Here is a 22,874-nt window from a genome sequence, read left to right as displayed (position 1 = left end):
CTAGCCCCGCGCCGACAGAGACCCCAGCGACGGGAAGGCACGGCGTCGTTCCTTTCCGGGCGGGCGTTCGGGCTGGTATCCGATGGCATCGAACAACTCGCGCCGGCCCGAGGCAGCGCGCGCGGCGGCGCGGGAACTGTGCCGGGCGCGCAGAGCGGCGCGCTCGATGAGCAGGAGGCGGCGATCCATCATGCGCCCGAGCGTATCGTCCAGATAACCGCGCAGCGCCCGACGCAGTGGCAGGGCCGTCATGACATGGTCAAGCTCGATGCGCCGCCGCCGCCCTTCGTCGATGATCCGGAAGGTGGTGAGGCCCTCGGAGGCCGGGTCTTCACGTTCGGTGCCACTGAAGCTGTAGAGCATGGTGACCGAGCGCATGAGGTCCATTTCCTTGATTTCCACCAGTGACTCGAACCGTCTGTGCGGAGGGAGCCAGTGGATCATCCGAATGTGCCGGCGCGTGGCGTCGGTGTATTCGATCGAAACGACCTCGGGTTCAGCACATTCGTCGAGGTGGCCGGGGGTCGGGACGAGCCCGTACCAGAGTTCGCGCGGCGAAAGCTGGGAATAGCCGTGCGCCCGCAGCCGCATCCTGCGGGGCTTGAGAACCCGGTCCGACCAGCGCCCGAGGGTGAGGCCCGCTGTGAGCGCGATGACGACGAGATAGAGGATCGTCGCCGAGATCAAGTTCACCTCTGGGTTGGCCAGGTTGAAATTGGACGCCGGAAACACCCGCCCGATCACGACGAATATGAGGTTGGCGAGGGCGGCCAACTCTACCGCATGGCGCTGTTTCGGCAAGTAACGCGTGACGAGCGGCAGGGCGCAGATGATCGCAAGCGCCACGACAGCCTCGCTGGGCAGTCCGGGTGCCACATCCGGCACGAAGTCATACCCCACCAGCGTCGCGAGGAGGATCAGGGTCGCCGAGAAGACGAGCCGTTTCCGGTCACGATACAGGGTCTGTTTGAAACGGGTGAGCATGGCGGCAGCCTCCGTGAAAGAGATTGCCGGAATGGGCACCGAACTTGGCGAATTTGTGGCAGTCGGCGCGCGGAAATCCTAACTGGTTAACGGCGCATAGGCCGGGTCATTCGGCCGCGGATGCCATCAACGGCGGTCGGGGGCGAAGCCGCTCATCTCCCTGGCCCTTGGGGCGCAGCACGCCGCCGACCGCAAGGCTCTCGCGCCGGGCGGCTTCCTTGGATTTGGTCGAGCCGGCCGCGCTTTCCAGCTGGGCGAGGCGTTCATCCTCGATCCGCCCGAGGCTGTCGTCGATCCAGTCGAACAACACCTTGCGCAGGGGCCGGTTGTGGTTGAACTCGGTGATGTAGATCACGCGCCGGTCGACGAGGTCGATCATCTTCACGGCCCGCAGTCCGCGCAGCAGCCGTTCCTTGCGCTCCTCGTCCTGACGCACCCAGCGATAGACGATGTAGGCACCGGGGAGGTAATCCTCGATCTGGTGGAATTCTTCGATCTTCTTGGCGGGCGGTGCCCACCGGATGATCCGCACGCGGGAGCGTTCGCGGTCCACCCAGTCGACCGAAAGAACATCGGGATCATGCAGCATCTCGCGGCGTCCGGGTGTGGGAACGAAGCCATGCCACAGGGTGTCGGATTCCAGCTTGATCGTGGTGAGACGCGTCGTATTGCGCGAGCGTCGCATCGTGAGCAGCTTGTCCGACCAGCGGCCATAGAACAGGAAGTGCACGAACAGCCCGGTGGTGATCAGCCCGGCGATCGAGCGTGCGCCGCCCTCGGTGATCGTGAGAAGCGAGAAGGCGGAGCCCGGAAAGACCCGGCCCAGGACGGCCGCGCCAAAGAGCGTGAGGCCGATGGGCGTGTAGGCGTGGCGCAAGCTGGGCAGGGCGAGGCCCGCTGCGATCAGGAAGGTGCCGACGAAGACCAGCAGGCCGATCCCGGCCCCGACCTCCATCACGCCGGGCGGGAAGAGGTCGGACTTGTTCCAGGTCTCGACAACCCCCGCGCCGAACAGCAAGGCGAACAGCACCGCGATGCGGCGTCGGTCCCTGTGCAGGCGTCGGATCATTCGTGTGAACATGGTCTCGTCCTTGGTTATCCTAAAGGTATCTTAAGAAATGGGGGCGGGAGTGCGGCGAAATGGGTCGGAAATGTGAAATTCGGTAGGAGTTTGTTTGGCTTCGGCCGACAATAGCGGTGGGTTTTCCGTACTGTCTGGAAAGGCTGTCTCATTGGCGGCGACAATGCGGCGAAGAAAGCCGGATAGATCACGGCGCGAATTGGACCTAAATTCGCGGCTGCGAGCCCTTGTCGTTCCGGGTGCTCACAGGCACTATGGCTTGAACGAGGCGTTACAGATCTGCTTGAAACCGGGGCGCAAGACCCCCAGATCTGTCAGGCGAACAGAGGGGACGGTCCGTGCTGCCGATGATCGGGGCCGGGCGTCTTGCCGAGATAAGGAACAGTCATGACCGAGCAACCGAAACAAATCCATCCCGTGCTCCCGCTGCGCGACATCGTGGTTTTCCCCCACATGATCGTGCCGCTCTTCGTCGGCCGCGAGAAGAGCGTCAAGGCGCTGGAGGAAGTGATGGCGGACGACAAGCAGATCCTGCTGTCGAGCCAGATCGACCCGGCAGAGGACGATCCCAGCGAAGAGGGTATCTACCGCGTCGGCGTTCTCGCCAATGTGCTCCAGCTGCTCAAGCTGCCGGACGGCACGGTAAAAGTGCTGGTCGAAGGCCAGGCACGGGTGAACATCACCAATTTCCTGTCCAACCCCGACTTCTTCGAGGCCGAGGCGGAAATCCTGCTTGAAACCGTCAGTGACGAGGCCGCCGCCAATGCGCTGGTCCGGTCCGTGACGGAGGAGTTCGAGCGGTACGCCAAGGTCAAGAAGAACATCCCCGAAGAGGCGCTGGCCGCCGTGTCCGAGACGCGCGAGCCGGCCAAGCTTGCCGACCTTGTCGCGGGCCATCTGGGTGTCGAGGTGGATCAGAAGCAGGAGCTTCTCGAAACCCTGCCCATCGATGAGCGGCTCGAGAAGGTCTATGGCCTGATGCAGGGCGAAATGTCCGTCCTTCAGGTCGAGAAGAAGATCAAGACCCGCGTGAAGAGCCAGATGGAGCGCACGCAGCGCGAGTACTACCTGAATGAGCAGATGAAGGCCATTCAGAAGGAGCTTGGCGAAGACGGCGAGGGTCAGGACGAGATCGCCGAACTCGAAAAGCGGATCGAGGAGACGAAACTCTCCAAGGAAGCGCGCGAGAAGGCCGAGGGCGAGCTCAAGAAGCTCAAGAACATGAGCCCGATGAGCGCCGAGGCGACCGTCGTGCGCAACTACCTCGACTGGATGCTGTCGATCCCGTGGGGCGTGAAGTCGCGCGTGAAGAAGAACCTCGACAACGCCCAGAAGGTGCTCGATCAGGACCACTACGGGCTCGAGAAGGTCAAGGAGCGCATCGTCGAGTATCTCGCGGTGCAGCAACGCTCGAAAAAGCTGCGCGGCCCGATCATGTGCCTTGTGGGTCCGCCGGGTGTCGGTAAGACCTCGCTCGGCCAGTCCGTGGCCAAGGCGACGGGGCGTGAGTTCATCCGCATCTCGCTGGGCGGCGTGCGTGACGAAAGCGAGATCCGCGGTCACCGCCGGACCTATATCGGGTCCATGCCGGGCAAGATCATTCAGGCGCTGAAAAAGGCCAAGACGACGAACCCGCTCATCCTGCTCGACGAGATCGACAAGATGGGGCAGGACTTCCGCGGTGATCCGGCGTCGGCCATGCTTGAAGTGCTGGACCCGGAGCAGAACTCGACCTTCGTGGACCACTACCTTGAGGTGGAATACGACCTCTCGAACGTCATGTTCCTGACCACGGCGAACTCCTACAACATGCCGGGGCCGCTTCTGGACCGGATGGAGATCATCTCGCTCGCGGGTTACACCGAGGACGAAAAGCGCGAGATCGCCAAGCAACACCTGGTCGACAAGCAGGTCAAGAACCACGGTCTGCGCAAGGGCGAGTTCACGGTGACCGATACGGCCCTGACCGATATCATTCGTTACTACACCCGCGAGGCGGGGGTGCGGAACCTCGAACGCGACATCGCGAAACTGGCACGGAAGGCCGTGACCAAGATCGTGCGCAAAGAGGAAGAGAAGGTCGAAGTGACGCCGGAGACGCTCGAGGATTACTTGGGCGTGCGCAAGCATCGCTACGGTCTGGCCGAGAAGGAAGATCAGATCGGCGTCGTGACCGGGCTGGCTTGGACCAGCGTGGGTGGCGACCTGCTTCAGATCGAGGCGCTGCGCCTGCCGGGCAAGGGTCGGATGAAGACGACCGGCAAGCTGGGCGATGTGATGAAGGAGTCCATTGATGCGGCGGCGAGCTATGTCCGCTCCATCGCGCCGGAAATCGGGGTGAAGCCGCCGAAGTTCGACCGCTGGGATATCCACGTCCACGTTCCCGACGGGGCGACGCCCAAGGACGGGCCGTCCGCCGGTCTTGCCATGGTGACGTCCATCGTGTCGGTGCTGACGCAGATACCGGTGCGCAAGGACATTGCCATGACGGGCGAAGTGTCGCTGCGCGGGAATGCCATGCCCATCGGCGGGCTGAAGGAGAAACTGCTCGCAGCGCTTCGTGGCGGGATCAAGACCGTGTTCATTCCGGAAGAGAACGTGAAGGACCTGTCCGACATTCCCGAGAACGTGAAGGCGGGGCTGGACATCATCCCCGTGACGCATGTGAGCGAGGTGTTGGAGCAGGCGCTGACCCGCAAGCCCGAGCCCGTGGAATGGGACGAGGCTGCCGAGGAGGCCGCTGCGGCCGCGGCGGCACGGACCGAGGGTGAACGCGCCCCGATCGCCCACTAGGCGCAACCGATTTGAAACGACCGGGGCCGGGCGCACATCTTGTGCCCGGCCCCATATTTTGTTGGGGGCGCCAAGCTGCCCCCTTTATTTGTTAACCAAATCGTTATAGGTTTGCTTCAGGTGTGAAGCCGGATGAGCCGGACCCACGCCTTTCATGAGAACCGGCCAAAGAAGCCGGGCTATCACACAGGCATTTTTAGCATGGTAACGAGCACGAAAAAGAGCAGCACGAAATCCAAGGCTACTGCGACCTCCAGCCGGGCGAAATCCGCCCCGACCAAGACGGCGGCCGCCTCCGGCGAGATTGACGCCGCGGTCGCAGCCGAGGCCGAGGGCCTGGTGGCCCCTGAGGACAAGCCGGCGGCCGCCCCTGTTCAGGGCGTGACACGCCCGGTTCCGGCGACCGGCAGCAACGATGACGACGGCCCGGACGGCAAGATGGTCAAGAAGGACCTGATCGACCGCGTGGTCGCGCGGTCCGGCGTCAAGCCGCGCTATGTGCGGCAGGTGACAGAGGCGCTTCTGATCGAACTGGGCAGCATGCTGGAAGAAGCGGAAATCCTGCAACTTCAGCCACTTGGTACCGTGAAGGTCCAGCGCCGCAAGGACGTGGACGATGGCGAAGTCATCATCACGAAGGTGAAGCGGAAAAAGCCCGAGGGCGACGGTAACGACCCCCTTGCAACCGCTGCCGAGTGACGCTAATTAGCGCGCCACGGCGGGTGATTAGCTCAGTGGTAGAGCGCTTCGTTCACATCGAAGATGTCAGGAGTTCGAATCTCTTATCACCCACCATTCTCCACCCGGAGACACGAGGGCGCGGCTTCTGCCGCGCTTTTGTCGTTTGAGGGCGCGTGATGCTGCCCGAGCTTTATGTCCTTCGCCACGGTGAAACCCATTGGAACGCGGCGCGCCGGATTCAGGGCCAGCACGAGTCGCGGCTGAATGATCGCGGTCATGCGCAGGCCGCCGGCATGGCGCGAAGCCTCGCGGCGCAGGGGGTCACGGGGGCGACTCACGCGCTGCGGTCCTCGCCACTGATCCGGGCGCGCGAAACCGCCGAGCATGTCGCCAGCGCGATGGGTGTGACTGGGCCGGTCGCGACGGATGACGACCTGAAAGAGCTCTACATGGGAGACTGGCAGACCCTGATGTACGACGACCTCATCGCGCAAGGCACGGGGCCGCGCGCGGGAGACAGCCACCTCGACTGGTGCCTGCGCGCGCCGGGTGGGGAGCGGCTCGATGCCTTCTGGGACCGGGCGGGGCGGGTGCTGGAACGGATCGAGGGGCCCACCGTCCTTGTCTGTCACGGCCTTTTGTCGCGGGTGCTGCGCACGCAGGCGATGGGCTGGGGGCCGGACCGCCTCGACGAACTTCCCGGGCGGCAGGGCGATGTCTATCGCATCAGGGACGGCATCCATTCGGTCGTCTCGTCCAATGAGTGACAGGGGGGCTTGCCAGACCCGTCTCACCCCGGTAAATCCCCGGCTCACGGGTGATTAGCTCAGTTGGTAGAGCGTCTCGTTTACACCGAGGATGTCGGCGGTTCGAGCCCGTCATCACCCACCATACCCCCTCCCGATCTGCACACCTTTGGCATCCGGAATCCGGCCCCCGGCGCGAGTGTGAATCCATTCCCAAAAAATCTTCATTTCGCGCCGCCGAAGCGCTTGACGCTCCCATCCCCGCGACGTAGAAGGCCCCTCACGCAGCGGGCGGTTGTAGCTCAGTTGGTTAGAGTGCCGGCCTGTCACGCCGGAGGTCGCGGGTTCGAGCCCCGTCAACCGCGCCACTGCTGCGTTGCCGGAAATCCGGTCGAAGGGCTCCCGCTCGGGGGCCTTTTCGTGTCCGAGAGGGGCCCGGCGGGTGCGCCAGTATGGCTCATTGGCGCGGGCGGGGGCGTTTGTCACAGTGGCGCCAAAAGCGGACGGCCCATGCGACTTCTCGACTCCATCCCGATCACGACGATCCTGATCTTCTGCGCGACCATCGGGCTTGCGCCGTTCACGCCGCCGCATGTCTGGGAAAAGCTGGGGATGCTGTTTTCCGGCACGCTCGCGGCACCCGTCGACATCTTCGATCTGGCGATGCATGGGCTGCCGTGGCTGGTGCTGGTGGCGAAGCTCGCACGGGTGGCGCAGTTGCGCGTCACGGCCTAGGCGAGCGGGGCGAACCCCCATGCGGATTCGATCCGCGTATCGAGTTCCTTTGCAAGGAAAGCCCGGTCGTCAGGGCTGACCACCTCGGGAGGGTCCGGCCGGTTCTCGACATTCGCCAGAAAGCGGGAGCCGAGCCGTTTGGTCACGGGGGCGTAGGCCGCGACCGGGGGCAGGTCGAAAGCCTCGCTGACCGCCACGACGAAGGCTTCGGGGTCGGCCTGAACGGCCTCCAACCGGCACAGGACGAGGTTCACGCCGCGCATGCGCAATCCCAGCAGATAGGCGGCCTTGAAGCTGCGCAATTGCGCAAGATTGGCGAAGGCCGCGCCGGTGATCGGATGGCGGTCCTGTTGGAGCGGCGTGCCGACCGTCCCACGCTCTCCCGACTGCGGGAAATAGCGCTTGCGGTCGATCACCGTGCGCCATTCGGCCCGTAGAAATGCGGGAAAATCAAGGGCCTGCATCTCGGGCGGGCAATGCCAGGGCTTGGCATACATCGAGCGCGCCCAAGCGAGCGGGTCGCGCGCGACCCCGACGATGAGGGCGCGCGCGCCGACGCCCGTCATCTGTGCGAAGCCGTGTTTCCAGCCGTAGTGATCGACGGGCGTGAGAGCGCTGTTCTTGGCGAGCAAACGGTTCACGAAATTCGTCCCTGACGAGCGTTCGCCGAACACCTGAAGGTGGTCGGGCACGGTGCCGTGCCTGCGGTGGATCTCGATCCCCGTGTCTGCCAGAGTATTGCGTCCCATCGCGGCGACAGTGCCGTGTCGCAGGGGCCTTGAAAAGACGCAAAAGGGACTAGTCGCATGGCTGTGGGCCAGTGTAGCCTTGGCCAAACAGGTCCGAAGAGGCCGAATGGGGACACATGATGCAGAGCACAGCCGCCGCCCTGACGATGGTGCGCGACGATGACTTTTTCCTGGAACGCTGGGTGCAGTATTACGGCGGGCTGTTCGGCCCGGAGAACTGCTATGTCATCAATCACGGCAACCAGGACGCTGTGAACCGTATTGCGGGCGACTGCAATGTCATGGCCATTCCCGGCACGTCGGAGAAGTTCGACCAGCGGCGCTGGCGGCTGTTCAACGGGCTCGCGAACGGGCTGCGCTCCTACTTCAAGTATGTGATCGTGGGGGACGTGGACGAGTATGTGGTGGCCGACCCGCATCTGGGCCTCGACCTGCTCGGGTTTCTGGAGAAGGTGCCGGGGCGCAAGATCCTGACCCCGCTCGGGCTCGAGGTGATGCACCGGCCAATGCAGGAGCCCGACCCGATCGAGGGGCCGATCCTCGGCCCGCGCCGGCATGTGCGGGTGACCTATCATTACTCCAAGCCCTGTGTGCTGGGGTTCCCCGGAAAGGTGTCGAGGGGCGGGCATTACGCTGAATACGACGAGCTCAACACGCCCGAGGCGCTTTACCTTTTCCATATGAAATATTGCGACACGGACCAGTATTCCGGGGTCATGGACCGGCGAAACGCGACTGTGGCGGCGGCGGGCGCGCGCAAGGAACAGACCGGAATCGGCGGGCACTGGTTCGCCGAGGAACGTGGAGATGACAAGGCGATGTTCGACGAATTCTCGACCCGACCTATCGTGCGCGGTTTCGACATGTCGCCGTACCGGCGCAAGATGCATGACGGGTGGAGCGAGCGGGGCAACGGGCTGTGGCATTTCCCGCGCGGGACTTATGCCCATATGCACGAGCTGCCGGAGCGGTTCTTCGGGATCGTCTGAGGGGGTGGCGCGCGGTCAGGCGAAGAAGTCCCCGAGAGCCTTCGTGACTTCCTCCGGGTGGCTGTCGATCATGAAGTGACCGCCGGGCAGCGGCGCGGGCGTGATCTGTTCGATCCGGTCGGCCCAGGTGCCGGCCACGTCATAGGCGCGGCCCATTGCGCCGTCCCGGCCCCAGCCGATGAGGGTGGGCGCGGAGACGCGGCGGCCGAGGTCGGCCTCGTCGAGAGGAAGGTCGAGGTCGATGGCGGCGCGGTAGTCGTGGCACATGGCGCGGATCGCAGCCGGGTCGCGCCAGCTTTCGCGGTAGGCGGCGAGTTGGTCCGGCGCGAAGTCGGTGAGTTGGGCCGCCCCCCAGCCCAGAAGGCAGCTCTCGAAGTAATAGTCCGGGTCGGCGCCGATCAGGGTTTCCGGGAAGGGCGCGGGCTGGGCGAGGAAGAACCAGTGGTAGTAGGCGCGCGCGACCGGATGGGAGAGCTGATTCAGGATCATCTCGGTCGGCACGATGTCCAGAAGCGCCAGTCGCGTGATCCGCGCGGGCGCGTCGAGCGCCACCCGGTGCGCCGTGCGCCCGCCCCGATCGTGGCCCGCGACGGCGAAGCGGTCGAAGCCGAGGTGGGTCATCAGGGCGAGCATGTCGCCCCCCATGTGCCGGAAGGAATAGAGCGCGGGATCGTCGGGCTTGTCCGAGGCGCCATAGCCGCGCAGGTCGGCCATGACGACGGTGTGGGATTCGGCCAGATGCGGTGCGACCTTCCACCACAGCGCGCGGGTCTGGGGAAAGCCGTGGAGAAGGAGGAGCGGTGGGCCGCTCCCCCCGATGTCATAGGCGATGCCGGTCCCGTCGTGGTCGAACCGCCCTGTGGTGAAGCCCTCGGGGGTCACGCGGCCTCCGACAGGGCCGCGAGGATGCGCGCCCAGCTGCGGATGCCCTTGTGGTAGCTTTTCACGTCGTATTTCTCGTTCGGCGAGTGGATCGCGTCGTCTTCCTTGGCGAAACCGATGAGCATGGCGTCCATCCCCAGAATGTTCTTGAAGTGGCCCGCCACCGGGATCGATCCGCCCGCGCCGACGAAGGCCGCCTCCACGCCCCATTCGTCCGACAGCGCGCCGCGCGCGATTTCGAACGCCGGGTTCTCGGTCGACATGACGCTCGCCGGTGCGCCGTGGCCGTTGCCGAAGTCGCAGGTGACATCGGCGGGCAGGCGGGCGTTCACGAAATCGACGAAAGCCGCATGGATCTTGTCGGGGTCCTGTTGTCCCACGAGCCGGAAGCTGATCTTGGCATGCGCCTCGGCGGGCAGGACCGTCTTGAAGCCGTCGCCGGTATAGCCGCCCCAGATGCCATTCACCTCGCAGGTCGGGCGCGACCAGACCTTTTCGAGCGGGGTGCGGTCCTGTTCGCCCGCTGGGACGGAGAGACCCACATCCTCGAGCATCCGGGCGTGGTCGAAGTTCAGCCCCTCCCATTGTTCGCGCAGGGTGTCGGTGAGGTCCGGCACGTCGTCATAGAAGCCGGGGAGCGTGACCGATCCGTTGTCATCACGCAGGTCTGCGACGATTTGCGTGAGCAGGTGGATCGGGTTCTGAGCGAGACCGCCGTAGAAGCCCGAATGCAGGTCGCGATTCGCGGCCTTGAGCGTGATTTCCTCGGCCAGAAGTCCGCGCAGCTGGGTCACGATGGCCGGCACGCGCCCGTCATACAGGCCGGTGTCGCAGATCATCGCGACGTCCGCTTTCAGTTCTTCCCGGTTCGCCTCGAGGAAAGGGACAAGCGAGGGGGACCCCGATTCTTCCTCACCTTCGAGGAAGATGGTGATGCGGCAGGGCAGGGTGCCGTTCACCTCCTGCCACGCCCGCATTGCCTCGATAAAGGTCATGAGCTGGCCCTTGTCGTCGGAGGCGCCGCGCGCGCGGATGACGCGTTCGCCGTTCACCTCTTCGATCTGCGGCTCGAAGGGCGGGGTGTTCCACAGTTCAAGCGGATCGACCGGCTGCACGTCGTAGTGTCCATAGAACAGAAGGTGCGGCACGTCGTCCTTTTCATCCGGCCCCCCGTGCGCAACCACCATCGGATGTCCGGGCGTGTCGCGCAGTTCGGCATCGAATCCGATCGAGGCAAGGTCGCGCACGAGCAGATCGCCCGCAGCGCGACAGTCGTCCTTGTAGGCGGGGTCGGTCGAGATCGAGGGGATCGCGAGCAGTGTGTTGAGTCGGTCGAGGGCGGCGTCGAGTTCGCCGTCGATCTTGACGAGTACGGTATCGAGGGACATGTAACCTCCTGTTTGACGGCGGAAACCGTAGCATTGTCGTGAGCGGCGTCCAGCCACACTGGTCAGCCCGGGAGTGAAACTTTATGGTTCGCCCGCAACGGGTAGTCGAAAAGGATTCCACAAATGCGCAAAGCGCTTACAGGCATCGTACTTGCTCTCGCCGCCACCGGGGCGGCGCAGGCCGAACCGATGACGAGCGATGCGGCGAAGAAGCAGTTGTTCTCGCCGTCCAAGATGATCCTTCACATCACGGATCAGAGCGCCTTTGGCGCTGGCATGCGCCAGGCGGTGAACCTCACGCTCGATCAGATGAAGGCGCCCAGCCAGATGGCGAAGTTCCTCGAGGCCGGATACGGCTACTATGGTGCCGTGGCGTTCCCGCTCTCGGGTGACGGGCAGGTGCCGCCGACGATCATCGCGCAGCTCAACACGCCAGAGGCGGCGCAGCGGGCCGCGATCGAGGCATGTCAGCAGGCCAATGGCGGGCAATGCGTGGTCGCCGCGCTGATGCTGCCGCGGGGCTACAAGTCGCGCGATCTTACGCTGAGCCAGGCCGCCACAGCGCGTGTCACCGAAAGCTGGGACGACGGCGTGGCACCGAAATTCCTGGCCTATTCGCCCACGTCGAGCGCCTGGGGAATCGCCAAGGGGCCGACCGCCAGTGCGCGCACGGCGATTGAAAGCTGCAAGGAGGCCGATTGCATTGTCGCGATCGCAGACCAGTAATTCCTGATTTCCCGTTCAAGTTTGATCTGGGTCAACGCGTGGCCTGCGACAGAGTGTATCAGGAATTTTGCATATGTTCACCTGATATGCATATGTATTGTGCCACGGTGAACGGGAGATTCGAGGCCCGGGAGGGAAATGCGTGAACTATGAGACCAAACTGGATGCGGCGCTGAAGCGTTTGCATGACGAAGGGCGCTACCGCGTCTTTATCGACATCGAGCGTGAGATGGGGAACTTCCCCCACGCGACGTGGCGCAAGGAAGATGGTAGCGAACAACCCGTCACGATCTGGTGCGGTAACGACTATCTCGGCATGGGCCAGCATCCGGTCGTGCTGAACGCGATGCACGAAGCCATCGACGCCACCGGCGCGGGCTCGGGCGGGACGCGCAATATCTCCGGCACGACCGTGTTTCACAAAGAGCTCGAGGCGGAGCTTGCGGACCTGCACCGCAAGGAAGCCGCGCTTCTGTTCACCTCGGCCTACATCGCCAATGACGCGACCCTGTCGACGCTGCCGAAGCTGTTTCCGGGGCTCATCATCTATTCCGATGCGCTCAACCACGCCTCGATGATCGAGGGGGTTCGCCGCAACGGCGGTGCCAAGCGCATTTTCCGCCATAACGACGTCGAACACCTGCGGGAGCTTCTGGCGGCCGACGATCCCGACGCGCCCAAGCTGATCGCCTTCGAATCCGTTTATTCGATGGACGGGGATTTCGGCCCGATCAAAGACATCTGCGACCTGGCCGACGAGTTCGGCGCGCTGACCTATATCGACGAAGTCCACGCGGTGGGCATGTACGGGCCGCGCGGCGCGGGCGTGTGCGAACGCGATGGGCTGATGGGCCGGATCGACATCATCAACGGCACGCTGGCCAAGGCTTACGGCGTCATGGGCGGCTACATTGCCGCGACGGCGAAAATGGTCGATGCCATAAGGTCTTATGCGCCGGGCTTCATTTTCACCACGTCGCTCGCCCCGGCGCTTGCCGCGGGCGCTGCGGCCTCGGTCCGGCATCTCAAGACCGACCAGGAGCTGCGTGAACAGCACCAGACCCAGGCGAAGATTCTCAAGATGCGGCTGAAGGGCATGGGCCTGCCGATCATCGACCACGGCAGCCACATCGTGCCCGTGATCGTGGGCGACCCGGTTCACACGAAGAAGCTCTCGGACATGCTGCTCGACGGCTATGGCATCTATGTCCAGCCGATCAACTATCCGACGGTTCCGCGCGGGACCGAGCGTCTGCGGTTCACCCCGTCGCCGGTCCACGGCCCGCGCGAGATGGACGCGCTGGTTCACGCTCTGGACGAGCTCTGGTCGCATTGTGCGCTGAATCGCGCCGAGCTTTCAGCATAAGCCCTTATTCCCGTGCAAGAATCGTTGCGGCGTGGTAAGAAACCGGTAAGAGGACGGTAACGAGACGGAATCGTTCCGTTACTGGGGAAAACCGCCGCACGACGGCTCTAAGCATCAGGGGCAGGCTGTATGATCAGGCGTTGGATCACGCCTCCGGTCAGGGAAGAAGAGCAACCTTCGGGTTTCGACTCTTTCGAGCTGCGTCTGGGCGATGTCATGCGCGGCGAACGCGCGACCTTGGGCAAATCGCTGCTCGACGTCCAGCGTGAACTCAAGATCAAAGCCACCTACATCTCCGCCATCGAAAATGCCGATGTGACCGCATTTGAAACGCCGGGCTTCATCGCCGGCTATGTGCGCTCCTACGCCCGTTACCTGGGGCTCGACCCGGAATGGGCGTTCAAGGTGTTCTGCCGGGAGAGCGGCTTCGAGACGGCGCATGGTCTTTCGCCGTCGGCCTCTATCGTCGCCAAGCCCGAAAAGGTGCGCGACCCGGACAGCGACCCGCTGGCCAATCCCAACGCCTCTTTCGTGCCGCGCCCGTCTTCGATCTTCGAGGGGATCGAGCCGGGGGCCGTCGGCTCGGTCGGGGTGCTCGTGGCCATCGTCGGCATCCTCGGCTTCGGCGGCTACTCGCTGCTGCAAGAAATTCAGAAGGTCGATTTCGCGCCGGTCGAACAGAGCGTCGGTGTGCTTGAAGACCTGCCGGAACTCGACACGCCGATCGGCCCCACCGATGGCGAAACCGTCCGTGACGTGGCCGGGCTGAATTCACCCCCGTCCGTCGAATCGCTCGACCGGATGTACCGGCCCGAGGCGCTGGACGTTCCCGTGCTGATCGCGCGGGATGGCCCGATCTCGACCCTCGATCCGCGCGAAGTCGGCGTCATGCCGGAACTCGCCGGAAACCGCAGACCAGACCGGCCGAACACGCCGGCGCGACCGGGCACTGCCATCGACTCGGCGGTGGAAACGGCTGTCGCGGATGCGTCCGGCGCGGTGCGGGTCTTCGGCCCCGACGCGCCCGACGTGGCAATTTTCGCGGTGCGCCCGAGCTGGGTGCGCGTGCAGTCGGCCGACGGTTCGATCCTGTTCGAAAAGATCCTCGACGCGGGCGAGCGCTATGTCCTGCCCAAGACGGAACAACCGCCGCTCCTGCGCACTGGTAACGCCGGCTCGGTCTACTTCGCCGTGAACGGCTCGGCTTATGGCCCGGCGGGCGAAGGGGCGAGCGTCGTCTCCAACGTGGCGCTCGCGCCCGAGTCGATTCATGAGAGCTACGCCGTGGCCGACGCCCAGGCCGATCAGGCGCTGGCCGATTTCATCGCTGTGGCCGACGCGAGCGAGTAAGCCCCGGCTTTCACAGTCTGTTGCCTTGTCGCCCCCTTCGCCACGCGGTATCGGTCGGGCGATCCAGTTTTGCGAGGCCCCATGTCGCACAATCCGATCCGCCCCTGGCGGTCGATCGACCGCCGCAAGTCCCGTCAGATCATGGTCGGTAATGTCCCTGTCGGGGGAGATGCGCCGATTTCGGTCCAGACGATGACCAACACCGCGACCACGGATGTCGCTGCTACCGTCGCACAAGTGCAGGCGGCCGCCGAGGCAGGCGCCGATATCGTGCGCGTGTCTGTCCCCGATGAGGCGTCGGCGAAGGCGCTGAAAGAGATCGTGGCCGAAAGCCCGGTGCCGATCGTTGCGGACATCCATTTCCACTACAAGCGCGGGATCGAAGCGGCCGAGGCGGGTGCGGCCTGCCTGCGGATCAATCCCGGTAACATCGGGTCCGAGGACCGGGTGCGCGAGGTCATCGCGGCGGCGCGCGACCACGGCTGTTCCATGCGGATCGGCGTGAATGCGGGGTCGCTGGAGCGGCATCTGCTCGAAAAGTACGGCGAGCCATGCCCGGAGGCGATGGTCGAGTCCGGGCTGGAGCATATCCGCATTCTCGAAGACAACGACTTCTTCAACTTCAAGATCAGCGTGAAGGCTTCGGACGTGTTCCTGTCCGCTGCGGCTTATCACGCGTTGGCCGAGGCGACGGATGCGCCGCTGCACCTTGGGATCACCGAGGCAGGGGGGCTGACCTCCGGCACGATCAAGTCATCCATCGGGCTTGGCAATCTGCTCTGGGCCGGCATCGGGGATACGATCCGCGTGAGCCTGTCTGCGGACCCGGTGGAAGAAGTTAAGGTCGGTTTCGAAATCCTCAAGTCACTGGGACTGCGTCACCGGGGCGTCAACATCATCTCCTGCCCGTCCTGCGCGCGGCAGGGGTTCGACGTCATCAAGACGGTCGAGGTTCTGGAAGAACGGCTCGCCCATATTCATACACCCATGAGCCTGTCGATCATCGGCTGCGTCGTGAACGGGCCTGGCGAAGCGCTGATGACCGATGTCGGGTTTACCGGCGGCGGGGCCGGTCATGGCATGGTCTATATGGCCGGCAAGCAGGACCATCGGATCGGGAACGAGGGCATGGTTGAGCACATCGTCGAGCTGGTCGAGAAGAAGGCCGCCGAGATCGAGGCGCAAGAGGCTGCGGCGGACGAAGCGGCCGAGTGACCCGGAGCCTTGCCCATGTCGCGCTGGTCGTGCGCGACTATGACGAGGCCATCAGTTTCTACGTCAACACGCTGGGCTTTGACCTTGTCGAGGACAGCCACCAACCGGACCAGGACAAGCGATGGGTTGTCGTGCGGCCAAGCGGCGGAGGCGCGTCGATCCTGCTGGCACGCGCGTCAAATGACCGGCAAGCCACCTTTATCGGGGACCAGGCCGGCGGTCGGGTGTTCCTGTTTCTCAGGACGGACGATTTCTGGCGGGATTATCACGCCCTTGTCGCCAAGGGCGTGAGCTTCGTTCGCGCCCCCAAGGAAGCCGACTACGGCACGGTTGCCGTGTTCGAGGACCTATACGGCACGTTGTGGGATCTCGTCGAATTCACCGACGGGCGGGCGTAGCGGAGGATCAGCTGTCCTGCGCGTCGCGGACCTGTTCGACCATGCCGCGCATCGCTTCGAGCGGGACGTACCCGCGCACCATCTGATCTTCGAGCACGAATGTCGGGGTGCCGGAAATCTCCAGACGCTGCGCGAGCATGTGGTTTTCCTCGATCCGGCGGTTTACCTCGGGGTCGTCCATCCGGTCGAGAATTTCGGCGCTGTCATAGCCCATGTCGTCGGCCATCCGCGCGAGCACTTCTTCGGTCGCGTTGGCGCGCAGGGTCATGAGCGCGTCGTGGACTTCGGCATAGGCCTCTTCGCCATGAGCGAGCTGCGTGGCGATGGCGAAGCGTGAGGAGGTGACGCTTTCCTCGCCCAGGATCGGGAATTCCTTGTAGATCACGCGGATGTCGCCGTCGCTGGACACGAGCTCATTGAGTTCGGGGAAGGCCTTGCGGCAATACCCGCAGCGGTAATCCACGAATTCGACGATGGTCACGTCGCCCTCGGGGTTGCCGCCCACATGGCTGAAGCCGTCATTGAAAATGCTGTCGGCATTGGTCGCGACGAGGTTCGCGTCGTTCTGCTCCGCCGCGTCGGCCTGCCGCTGTTCGAGGACCGAGATGGCCTCCATCAGCACTTCAGGGTTTTCGAGCAGGTAACCGCGCACCTCGTCCCGGAACATGGCGCGCTCGTCCTCGGTCATTTCGCCGATGTCGAAGGACAGGGCGGGTGTGGTGACAAGGCCGAAGGCGAGGGCGGCGGCGGATACAAGGCGGGTCATGGGCACTCCGATATCTGGTTGGCGGGACGCTAGAGGCCGCGTGGACCGGGCGCAATCCCCCGTGACACCCCGCCGCGCGGTTGACCTTTCGCCGCCGAGGCGTCACCTCGGTTCCCACTATGCTCAAGAGGTCGTGATGCGCAAATCAAAGAGAAGCGAGGTCGATCCCTTCATCGTCATGGATGTGATGGAGGCGGCGCGTCTGGCGGAAGAAGCCGGGCGCCACATCATCCACATGGAGGTGGGCCAGCCCGCAACCCCGGCGCCCGCCGTTGCGCGAGACGCGGTGGCGCGAGCGATGGAGGCGGAGGCGCTGGGATACACCGTGGCACTGGGCCTGCCCGCGCTGAGGCGGGGGATCGCGGCGCTTTACGATCGTTGGTACGGCGTCGACCTTGATCCGGCGCGGGTGGTGGTCACGTCGGGTTCGTCGGCGGCCTTCCTGCTGTCTTTCACGACGCTGTTCGACTCGGGCGACCGGGTGGGCCTCGCCGATCCTGGCTATCCGTCCTATCGCCAGATCCTCAAAGCGCTTGGCATGGAGCCGGTGGGGTTCCCGGCGTCGCCCGAGAACCGCTATCAGCCGGTGCCGGGAGATATTCCGGACGATATCGCCGGGCTCATGGTCGCCTCGCCTGCGAACCCGTCGGGCACGATGCTGGACCGCGCCGCGCTCGGCGCGTTGGTGGAGACCTGCGACGCGCGGGGCATTTCACTTATCTCCGACGAGATTTATCACGGGCTGCATTACGAGACGCGGGCGGTAAGCGCGCTGGAGCTTACCGACGAGGTCCATGTCATCAACTCGTTCTCCAAGTATTTCTCGATGACCGGCTGGCGCGTGGGCTGGATGGTGGTGCCCGAAGATCACCTGCGCACGGTGGAACGGATCGCGCAGAACATGTTCATCTGCCCGCCGCATGTAAGTCAGGTGGCCGCACTCGCCGCGCTGGACGCGGTGGACGAGTTGGAGGCGAACCGGGAGGTGTATGTGCGCAACCGCGCGCTGATGCTGGAAGGTTTGCCGCGCGCGGGGTTCGACCGGATCGCGCCGCCGGACGGGGCGTTCTACGTCTATGCGGACGTGTCCGAGCACACCGATGACAGCGGGGCCTTCGCGCGCGAGATCCTCGACACGGCCGGGGTGGCGGTAACGCCGGGGATGGACTTTGATCCTGTCCGCGGGGGCCAGACCCTGCGGTTTTCCTACGCGCGTTCGACCGCCGACATCGAAGAGGGGCTCGCCCGGCTTGCTGATTTCATGGCCCGGCGGTAGCGTTTCCAGATAGTGCGGGCTTGCGCCCGCGCAGGGTTTGCGCCGCGCCGGGACGCCGCGGTGGGCGAGGGGCGCTGCCCCTCGCGCTCCCCGAGGTTTCCTCAAACAGAGAAGGGATGGGCGGGACGGGTGTTCGCCTGTATGATCGCCAAAAAAACGGATAGGGCAGCAGATGATCCGGGCGGTTCTTCTTTTTCTGATGGTGGCATGGGCCGGTGTGGCGCAGGCGCAGCTTTCGGCGCTGGCACGGCTGGACGGCGACGGGCTCGTTATCGCGCGAGGGGACGAGGGTCTGATGCTCGATCTCGAGATGACTCGAGCCGTTCCGTGGCGGGTGTTTTCGCTGGCCGATCCCGCGCGGCTTGTCGTGGATTTTTCCGAGCTGGACTGGACCGGCGTGGATGAGGCCGCTCTCGCAAGCGTCGAGGGCGTGACGGCGGTGCGCACGGGGCTGTTTCGGCCCGGATGGTCGCGGCTGGTGGTCACGCTGGACGATCCATTTCTGGTCGAGCAGGCCGGTATGCGGCGGGTCGGGCAAGACGGCGCGCGCGTCGGGCTGACGTTGGTCCCGACGGATGCGGAGACGTTCGCCGCAGAGGTCGGCGCGCCCGAGAGTGCCGTGTTCGACATGGCGGACCCGCTTCCGCCGGTGTCGCGGGGCGAGGGGCCTTTGGTCGTCGTGCTGGACCCCGGTCATGGCGGCATCGATCCGGGGGCGGAGCGTGAGGGTATCCGGGAGGCGGACCTGATGCTCACCTTCGCGCGTGAACTCAAGGAGGTCCTGTTGCGCCAGGATGGGATCGATGTCGTGCTGACCCGCGACGAGGACGTGTTTGTCCCGCTGGAAGAGCGCGTGTCATTCGCCCGTGCTGCCGGTGCCGACATATTCCTGTCGCTCCATGCAGATGCGCTGGCCGAGGGCCGGGCCAACGGGGCCACGGTTTATACGCTGGCCGAGGAGGCGACCGATATCGCCTCGCAGAAGCTTGCCGAACGGCATGACCGCGCGGACCTTTTGGCGGGGGTGGACCTGAACCAGACCGGGGACGAGGTCGCGCTCGTCCTCATGGACATGGCGCGGACCGAGACGCAGCCCCGCTCGGACGCGCTGGCGGATGCGATCGTGGACGGCATCCGGACCGCGACTCAATCGACATACAAGACACCGCGTTTGGAGGCGGGGTTTTCTGTCCTCAAGGCTCCGGACATCCCGTCGGTGCTGATCGAGCTGGGGTTCCTGTCCTCGAAACGCGACCGCGAGAAAATGGTGGACTCCGAGTGGCGCCGCCGCGCGGCCGAAGGGATCCGGGACGCGGTCCTGGAGTGGGCGCTGGAAGATCAGGCCGCCAAGGAGCGTCTGCGGCAGTAGATCAGGCGTGCAGGCCCCGGTATCTGGCGAGCCAGACCGAATGGCCGTTGCAGGTCGGGTCTTCGGGCACGAAAGACACCACGTCGAACCCGTTTTCATTCAGCAGCTTGCGGTATTCCGCTGGGTCGAGCGAGGCGTGGTAGACGGTTTCACCCTCGACCTTGCCCATCGCCTCACCGGCCGCCGGTCCGGAGGTGAACATGAGCGCGGTGCGCGCATGGGAATGGGCCGCGAAGGTGGCGAACATGGCGCGCTGATCGTCGACCGACAGGTGGAACATCGAGTTCCAGGCGAGGATCAGGTCGAAGGTCTCACCCAGATCCAACCCGCGCATGTCGGCATGGATGGCGCGCGCATGGGGCAGGTTTTCGCGAAACAGCACCAGCATGGAGCCTGCGCCGTCGACGCCGGTGATCTCGCCCCGCCGTTCCTGAAGGTAGGATGCGATGGGTTTGCCGGGCCCGCAGCCAAGGTCGAGCACGCGGCGACCGGGGGCATGGTTCAATGCCCGGTCGAGCCAGCGGCGCTCGAACAGGGTCCGGTCGCGGGAACGTGCGAATCCGCGTGCGACGCGGTCGTAGGTGGGGAGAATGTCTTCGGGCCTCATGAGCGGCACATGGTGCCGATTTCCCCCGCTTGTCCAGTGGCTTGATAGCGTTCGGGCGAATTTCTGCCAAACGCTGTTTTCACTGGGCCGAACCCTGCCGATCTTTTTTGACCAGGGGCGGTGAAACCCCTATACCCTTTGGCTCAACCTCCGGAGGCAGTCTTGATCCGATTCATACTGGGATTTTTCGGTGCCATCTTTTCGTGGCTGACACTCGGCGCCTTCATGGCGGCGCTCGGGATCGGTGCGATCTTTTTCGCCTATGGTCGCGGCCTGCCATCGACGGAGCAGTTGGAGAACTACCAGCCTGCGACGATCAGCCGGATCTATTCGGGTGAGGGGCAGCTCATGGACGAGTTCGCCCGTGAGCGTCGGCTCTACACGCCGCCGGAACAGATCCCGGAGCTGGTGAAACACGCCTTCATCTCGGCCGAGGACAAGAATTTCTACAGCCACAAGGGCTATGACCCCCGCGGGATGCTGGCCGCCGCCGTGGAAGCGGCGCGCGGCGGGCGTCTGCGCGGCGCGTCGACCATCACCCAGCAGGTGATGAAGAACTTCCTGCTGTCGTCCGACCGCTCTGCCGAGCGCAAGATCAAGGAACTGATCCTCGCCTCGCGGCTGGAAAAGACGCTCGACAAGGAAGACATCCTTGCGCTGTATCTCAACGAGATTTTCCTCGGGCAGAACTCCTTTGGTGTGACCGCGGCGGCGCAGACCTATTTCAACAAGACGCTGGACACGCTGGCCCCGCACGAAGCTGCGATGCTGGCCGCGATGCCCAAGGCGCCATCGGACTATCACCCGGTGCGCAACCACGATCGGTTGCTCAATCGCCGCAACTTCATCCTCAAGGAGATGTACGAGAACGGTTACATCACCGAGGAAACTTATCTGTCGGAACGGCAGGAACCGATCCGTTCGGTGCAGGGCGACGACTTCGAAAGCTTCCGCTCGGCCATGCCGCGCCGCGACTATTTCACCGACGAGATCCGGCGGCAGTTGTCGCGCGACTTTGGTGAAGAGGAATTCTTCGGCGGGGGGCTGACGATCCGCGCGACGGTCGACCCGGAAATGCAGGAGGTGGCCGCATGGTCCCTGCGCAAGGCGCTTGAAGACTATGACCGGGCGCGGTCCGGCTGGCGCGGGACGGGCAAGTCCATCGACCCCGCCACGCTCGATGACGGCACCTGGGAAGACGCGCTGGCCGAGGTCCGCGTGGCCCGGGACATCAATCTCAACGGTCAATGGTATGTCGCCGTGGTCGACCAGATCGGGTCCAACGAGATGACGGTGAAGATCGAGGGGCAGCCGGAGCCGCAACCCTGGGTCATTCCGCGAAGCGATACGTCGTGGTTCCGCGGAAGCTTTGCAGATAATTTCGAACGCGGGGACATTGTCCATGTGCGCACCCTTACCGACGGGGAGGGCGCGGAGGGCAATTTCGTGCGCTGGTCGCTCAGGCAAGTGCCGGAAGTGCAGGGCGGTTTCATGGCGATGGACGTGAACACCGGCCGCGTGATCGCGATGCAGGGCGGCTTCTCTTACGAGAACTCGACCTTCAACCGCGCGACGCAGGCCACGCGCCAGCCTGGCTCGTCCTTCAAGCCGTTCGTCTACGCCTCGGCCCTGTCGTCGGGCTTCTCGCCCGCCTCGATCATCATCGACGCGCCGATCGAGATCGATACGGGGGGCGAGATCTGGCGGCCCAAGAACGCGTCCAACCGCTTTTACGGCCCCACGCCGCTGCGCACGGGGATCGAACGCTCGCGGAACCTGATGACGGTGCGTCTTGCGCAGGAAGTCGGTATGCACACCGTCGCTCGGTATGCCGAGCGGTTCGGGGTTTATGACGAGCTCGACCCCTATCTCGCCAATGCGCTGGGGTCGGCCGAGACGACGCTGTTCAAGATGGTGTCGGCATACGCCATGTTCGCCAATGGCGGCGAGCGGGTTGAACCCACGCTCGTTGACCGGGTGCAGGACCGCTGGGGCCGGACGATCTATCGCCATGATCAGCGCGACTGCACGGACTGCAAGGCCGCGCGTCTGCCGCAGGGCGAAGCGCCCGAGATCACGTCGAACCGTGAACGTGTAATGGACGCGATCACCGCCTATCAGCTCACCTCCATGATGCAGGGCGTCGTTCAGCGTGGCACGGCCTCGGGCGCCGTGCGCCTGCCGGTGCCCACGGCGGGCAAGACCGGGACGACGAACGATTCCAAGGACGTCTGGTTCGTGGGCTTCACGTCGAACATCGTGGCCGGCTGTTACATCGGGTTCGACCGGCCGAAGCCCTTGGGCGGCGCATCCGGTGGTGGCACCTGTGGCCCCGTGTTCCAGCGGTTCATGACGGAAGCCGTCAAGAAATACGGGGGCGGCAAGTTCAAACTGCCGCCGGGCGGGCATTTCGTGAAGATCGACCGCTATTCCGGCGCGCGCCTTCCCGACAGCGCCTCGGGCCCCAACGTCGTGGCCGAATATTTTCGCGATGGCGAGGAGCCGATCTTCGGGATCGTCTTCGACGGCGGCTTCGCCATGGGCTCCAACCTGCCGCTCTTTGGGGAGACGACGGGGGGCGGCACACAACAGGTGACCACCTCGACCGGCGAAACCGTCGTCATTCCGGACAAGGCGAATTTCGGGTCGCTCTCTTCGGGCGGGCTTTACTAGGAAAAACATAGGCTTGGATGACGGGCGATTGGACGCTCACCGGAAAAACCGTTTGCGCGGATCATTTTCGCCATTGTCATGATACCCCCCGGACCCCTAT

At 64.5% G+C, this 22,874-nt stretch carries 20 protein-coding genes, 3 tRNA genes and 1 pseudogene; 17 read left to right on the top strand and 7 right to left on the bottom strand.

Going from position 1 to position 22,874, the window contains the following annotated elements:
- Together B2585_RS04570 and B2585_RS04565 are read right to left on the bottom strand one after the other, a co-directional pair.
- Positions 1-984 carry a hypothetical protein gene (locus B2585_RS04570; protein WP_292020477.1) on the bottom strand — a complete coding sequence of 328 codons (984 nt, stop codon included), beginning with the start codon at positions 982-984 and terminating at the stop codon, positions 1-3.
- Positions 985-1,090: 106 nt separating this feature from the next.
- Positions 1,091-2,065 carry a hypothetical protein gene (locus B2585_RS04565; protein ID WP_292020475.1) on the bottom strand — a complete coding sequence of 325 codons (975 nt, stop codon included), beginning with the start codon at positions 2,063-2,065 and terminating at the stop codon, positions 1,091-1,093.
- Between the two features lie 387 nt (positions 2,066-2,452).
- Between B2585_RS04565 and lon the strand changes: the two genes are divergently transcribed.
- From lon to B2585_RS04530, 7 genes are all read left to right on the top strand, one after another.
- A complete protein-coding gene (lon, locus tag B2585_RS04560) occupies positions 2,453-4,858 on the top strand; it encodes an endopeptidase La (protein WP_292020472.1) in 2,406 nt (801 codons plus the stop codon).
- Positions 4,859-5,059: 201 nt separating this feature from the next.
- On the top strand, positions 5,060-5,557 hold the full coding sequence (locus B2585_RS04555) for an HU family DNA-binding protein (protein ID WP_292020470.1): 498 nt from the start codon (positions 5,060-5,062) through the stop codon (positions 5,555-5,557).
- Positions 5,558-5,578: 21 nt separating this feature from the next.
- A tRNA-Val gene (locus tag B2585_RS04550) sits at positions 5,579-5,653 on the top strand.
- A gap of 62 nt (positions 5,654-5,715) precedes the next feature.
- Positions 5,716-6,306 carry a histidine phosphatase family protein gene (locus tag B2585_RS04545; RefSeq protein WP_292020469.1) on the top strand — a complete coding sequence of 197 codons (591 nt, stop codon included), beginning with the start codon at positions 5,716-5,718 and terminating at the stop codon, positions 6,304-6,306.
- Positions 6,307-6,354: 48 nt separating this feature from the next.
- A tRNA-Val gene (locus B2585_RS04540) sits at positions 6,355-6,430 on the top strand.
- A 146-nt stretch (positions 6,431-6,576) separates the two neighbouring features.
- A tRNA-Asp gene (locus B2585_RS04535) sits at positions 6,577-6,653 on the top strand.
- A 142-nt stretch (positions 6,654-6,795) separates the two neighbouring features.
- Positions 6,796-7,020, top strand: a complete 225-nt coding sequence (locus tag B2585_RS04530; RefSeq protein ID WP_292020467.1) for an RND transporter — start codon at positions 6,796-6,798, stop codon at positions 7,018-7,020.
- Here the strand turns inward: B2585_RS04530 and B2585_RS04525 are convergent.
- Positions 7,017-7,769 (bottom strand): hypothetical protein, encoded by a 753-nt coding sequence (locus B2585_RS04525; RefSeq protein ID WP_292020465.1) that lies wholly within the window; start codon positions 7,767-7,769, stop codon positions 7,017-7,019. The two genes, B2585_RS04530 and B2585_RS04525, sit on opposite strands and share 4 nt — an antisense overlap.
- A gap of 116 nt (positions 7,770-7,885) precedes the next feature.
- On the opposite strand from B2585_RS04525, the gene B2585_RS04520 reads away from it, so the two are divergent.
- The gene (locus B2585_RS04520; protein ID WP_292020463.1) at positions 7,886-8,758 is read left to right on the top strand and encodes a glycosyltransferase family 2 protein; all 873 of its coding nucleotides are present in this window, start codon (positions 7,886-7,888) and stop codon (positions 8,756-8,758) included.
- Positions 8,759-8,773: 15 nt separating this feature from the next.
- On the opposite strand, the gene B2585_RS04515 is transcribed toward B2585_RS04520, so the two are convergent.
- Complete coding sequence (locus B2585_RS04515; RefSeq protein WP_292020461.1) at positions 8,774-9,640, bottom strand: alpha/beta fold hydrolase; 867 nt, start codon at positions 9,638-9,640, stop codon at positions 8,774-8,776.
- Positions 9,637-11,028 carry a dipeptidase gene (locus B2585_RS04510; RefSeq protein ID WP_292020459.1) on the bottom strand — a complete coding sequence of 464 codons (1,392 nt, stop codon included), beginning with the start codon at positions 11,026-11,028 and terminating at the stop codon, positions 9,637-9,639. Before B2585_RS04510 ends, B2585_RS04515 begins: the two co-directional genes overlap by 4 nt.
- Positions 11,029-11,151: 123 nt before the next feature.
- Between B2585_RS04510 and B2585_RS04505 the strand changes: the two genes are divergently transcribed.
- The 6 genes and pseudogenes from B2585_RS04505 to B2585_RS04485 all read left to right on the top strand — a co-directional run bounded on the left by B2585_RS04505 (position 11,152) and on the right by B2585_RS04485 (position 16,083).
- Complete coding sequence (locus B2585_RS04505) at positions 11,152-11,754, top strand: hypothetical protein (RefSeq protein WP_292020457.1); 603 nt, start codon at positions 11,152-11,154, stop codon at positions 11,752-11,754.
- Between the two features lie 142 nt (positions 11,755-11,896).
- Positions 11,897-13,120: a 5-aminolevulinate synthase gene (gene hemA / locus B2585_RS04500; RefSeq protein ID WP_292020456.1), complete on the top strand. Its 1,224-nt coding sequence runs from the start codon at positions 11,897-11,899 to the stop codon at positions 13,118-13,120.
- 129 nt (positions 13,121-13,249) lie between these two features.
- Positions 13,250-13,501, top strand: a pseudogene (locus B2585_RS20690) (helix-turn-helix domain-containing protein); the annotation flags it as partial.
- 420 nt (positions 13,502-13,921) lie between these two features.
- Positions 13,922-14,470 (top strand): DUF4115 domain-containing protein, encoded by a 549-nt coding sequence (locus B2585_RS20685; RefSeq protein WP_414674036.1) that lies wholly within the window; start codon positions 13,922-13,924, stop codon positions 14,468-14,470.
- A gap of 81 nt (positions 14,471-14,551) precedes the next feature.
- Positions 14,552-15,685, top strand: a complete 1,134-nt coding sequence (gene ispG / locus B2585_RS04490; protein WP_292020452.1) for a flavodoxin-dependent (E)-4-hydroxy-3-methylbut-2-enyl-diphosphate synthase — start codon at positions 14,552-14,554, stop codon at positions 15,683-15,685.
- Positions 15,682-16,083 (top strand): VOC family protein, encoded by a 402-nt coding sequence (locus B2585_RS04485; protein ID WP_292020450.1) that lies wholly within the window; start codon positions 15,682-15,684, stop codon positions 16,081-16,083. The genes ispG and B2585_RS04485 overlap by 4 nt, the downstream gene beginning before the upstream one ends.
- Before the next feature lie 7 nt (positions 16,084-16,090).
- Here B2585_RS04485 and B2585_RS04480 read toward each other — a convergent pair whose 3' ends face one another.
- The gene (locus B2585_RS04480) at positions 16,091-16,849 is read right to left on the bottom strand and encodes a DsbA family protein (protein WP_292020449.1); all 759 of its coding nucleotides are present in this window, start codon (positions 16,847-16,849) and stop codon (positions 16,091-16,093) included.
- 136 nt (positions 16,850-16,985) lie between these two features.
- On the opposite strand from B2585_RS04480, the gene B2585_RS04475 reads away from it, so the two are divergent.
- On the top strand, positions 16,986-18,125 hold the full coding sequence (locus tag B2585_RS04475) for a pyridoxal phosphate-dependent aminotransferase (RefSeq protein ID WP_292020447.1): 1,140 nt from the start codon (positions 16,986-16,988) through the stop codon (positions 18,123-18,125).
- Between the two features lie 172 nt (positions 18,126-18,297).
- Positions 18,298-19,494 (top strand): N-acetylmuramoyl-L-alanine amidase, encoded by a 1,197-nt coding sequence (locus tag B2585_RS04470; RefSeq protein ID WP_292020445.1) that lies wholly within the window; start codon positions 18,298-18,300, stop codon positions 19,492-19,494.
- Position 19,495: 1 nt separating this feature from the next.
- Here the strand turns inward: B2585_RS04470 and B2585_RS04465 are convergent, their stop codons facing one another.
- Positions 19,496-20,101: a class I SAM-dependent methyltransferase gene (locus B2585_RS04465; protein ID WP_292020444.1), complete on the bottom strand. Its 606-nt coding sequence runs from the start codon at positions 20,099-20,101 to the stop codon at positions 19,496-19,498.
- 162 nt (positions 20,102-20,263) lie between these two features.
- Between B2585_RS04465 and B2585_RS04460 the strand changes: the two genes are divergently transcribed.
- Positions 20,264-22,774, top strand: coding sequence for a penicillin-binding protein 1A (locus tag B2585_RS04460; RefSeq protein ID WP_292020442.1), 2,511 nt, complete (start codon positions 20,264-20,266; stop codon positions 22,772-22,774).
- The last annotated feature ends 100 nt before the right edge of the window (positions 22,775-22,874 follow it).

This window comes from Maritimibacter sp. UBA3975 (assembly GCF_002384975.1).
Lineage (GTDB): Bacteria > Pseudomonadota > Alphaproteobacteria > Rhodobacterales > Rhodobacteraceae > Maritimibacter.
The sequence above is the reverse complement of the archived record's forward strand: the minus strand, read 5'-3'. Positions and strand labels throughout refer to the sequence as shown.

Excerpts from the sequence above, each read along its gene's own strand:
- B2585_RS04570 (WP_292020477.1), bottom strand. The coding sequence starts at position 984 with ATGCTCACCCGTTTCAAACAGACCCTGTATCGTGACCGGAAACGGCTC.
- B2585_RS04565 (WP_292020475.1), bottom strand. The coding sequence starts at position 2,065 with ATGTTCACACGAATGATCCGACGCCTGCACAGGGACCGACGCCGCATC.
- lon (WP_292020472.1), top strand. The coding sequence starts at position 2,453 with ATGACCGAGCAACCGAAACAAATCCATCCCGTGCTCCCGCTGCGCGAC.
- B2585_RS04555 (WP_292020470.1), top strand. The coding sequence starts at position 5,060 with ATGGTAACGAGCACGAAAAAGAGCAGCACGAAATCCAAGGCTACTGCG.
- B2585_RS04545 (WP_292020469.1), top strand. The coding sequence starts at position 5,716 with ATGCTGCCCGAGCTTTATGTCCTTCGCCACGGTGAAACCCATTGGAAC.
- B2585_RS04530 (WP_292020467.1), top strand. The coding sequence starts at position 6,796 with ATGCGACTTCTCGACTCCATCCCGATCACGACGATCCTGATCTTCTGC.
- B2585_RS04525 (WP_292020465.1), bottom strand. The coding sequence starts at position 7,769 with ATGGGACGCAATACTCTGGCAGACACGGGGATCGAGATCCACCGCAGG.
- B2585_RS04520 (WP_292020463.1), top strand. The coding sequence starts at position 7,886 with ATGATGCAGAGCACAGCCGCCGCCCTGACGATGGTGCGCGACGATGAC.
- B2585_RS04510 (WP_292020459.1), bottom strand. The coding sequence starts at position 11,028 with ATGTCCCTCGATACCGTACTCGTCAAGATCGACGGCGAACTCGACGCC.
- B2585_RS04505 (WP_292020457.1), top strand. The coding sequence starts at position 11,152 with ATGCGCAAAGCGCTTACAGGCATCGTACTTGCTCTCGCCGCCACCGGG.
- B2585_RS20685 (WP_414674036.1), top strand. The coding sequence starts at position 13,922 with ATGTACCGGCCCGAGGCGCTGGACGTTCCCGTGCTGATCGCGCGGGAT.
- ispG (WP_292020452.1), top strand. The coding sequence starts at position 14,552 with ATGTCGCACAATCCGATCCGCCCCTGGCGGTCGATCGACCGCCGCAAG.
- B2585_RS04480 (WP_292020449.1), bottom strand. The coding sequence starts at position 16,849 with ATGACCCGCCTTGTATCCGCCGCCGCCCTCGCCTTCGGCCTTGTCACC.
- B2585_RS04475 (WP_292020447.1), top strand. The coding sequence starts at position 16,986 with ATGCGCAAATCAAAGAGAAGCGAGGTCGATCCCTTCATCGTCATGGAT.
- B2585_RS04470 (WP_292020445.1), top strand. The coding sequence starts at position 18,298 with ATGATCCGGGCGGTTCTTCTTTTTCTGATGGTGGCATGGGCCGGTGTG.
- B2585_RS04465 (WP_292020444.1), bottom strand. The coding sequence starts at position 20,101 with ATGAGGCCCGAAGACATTCTCCCCACCTACGACCGCGTCGCACGCGGA.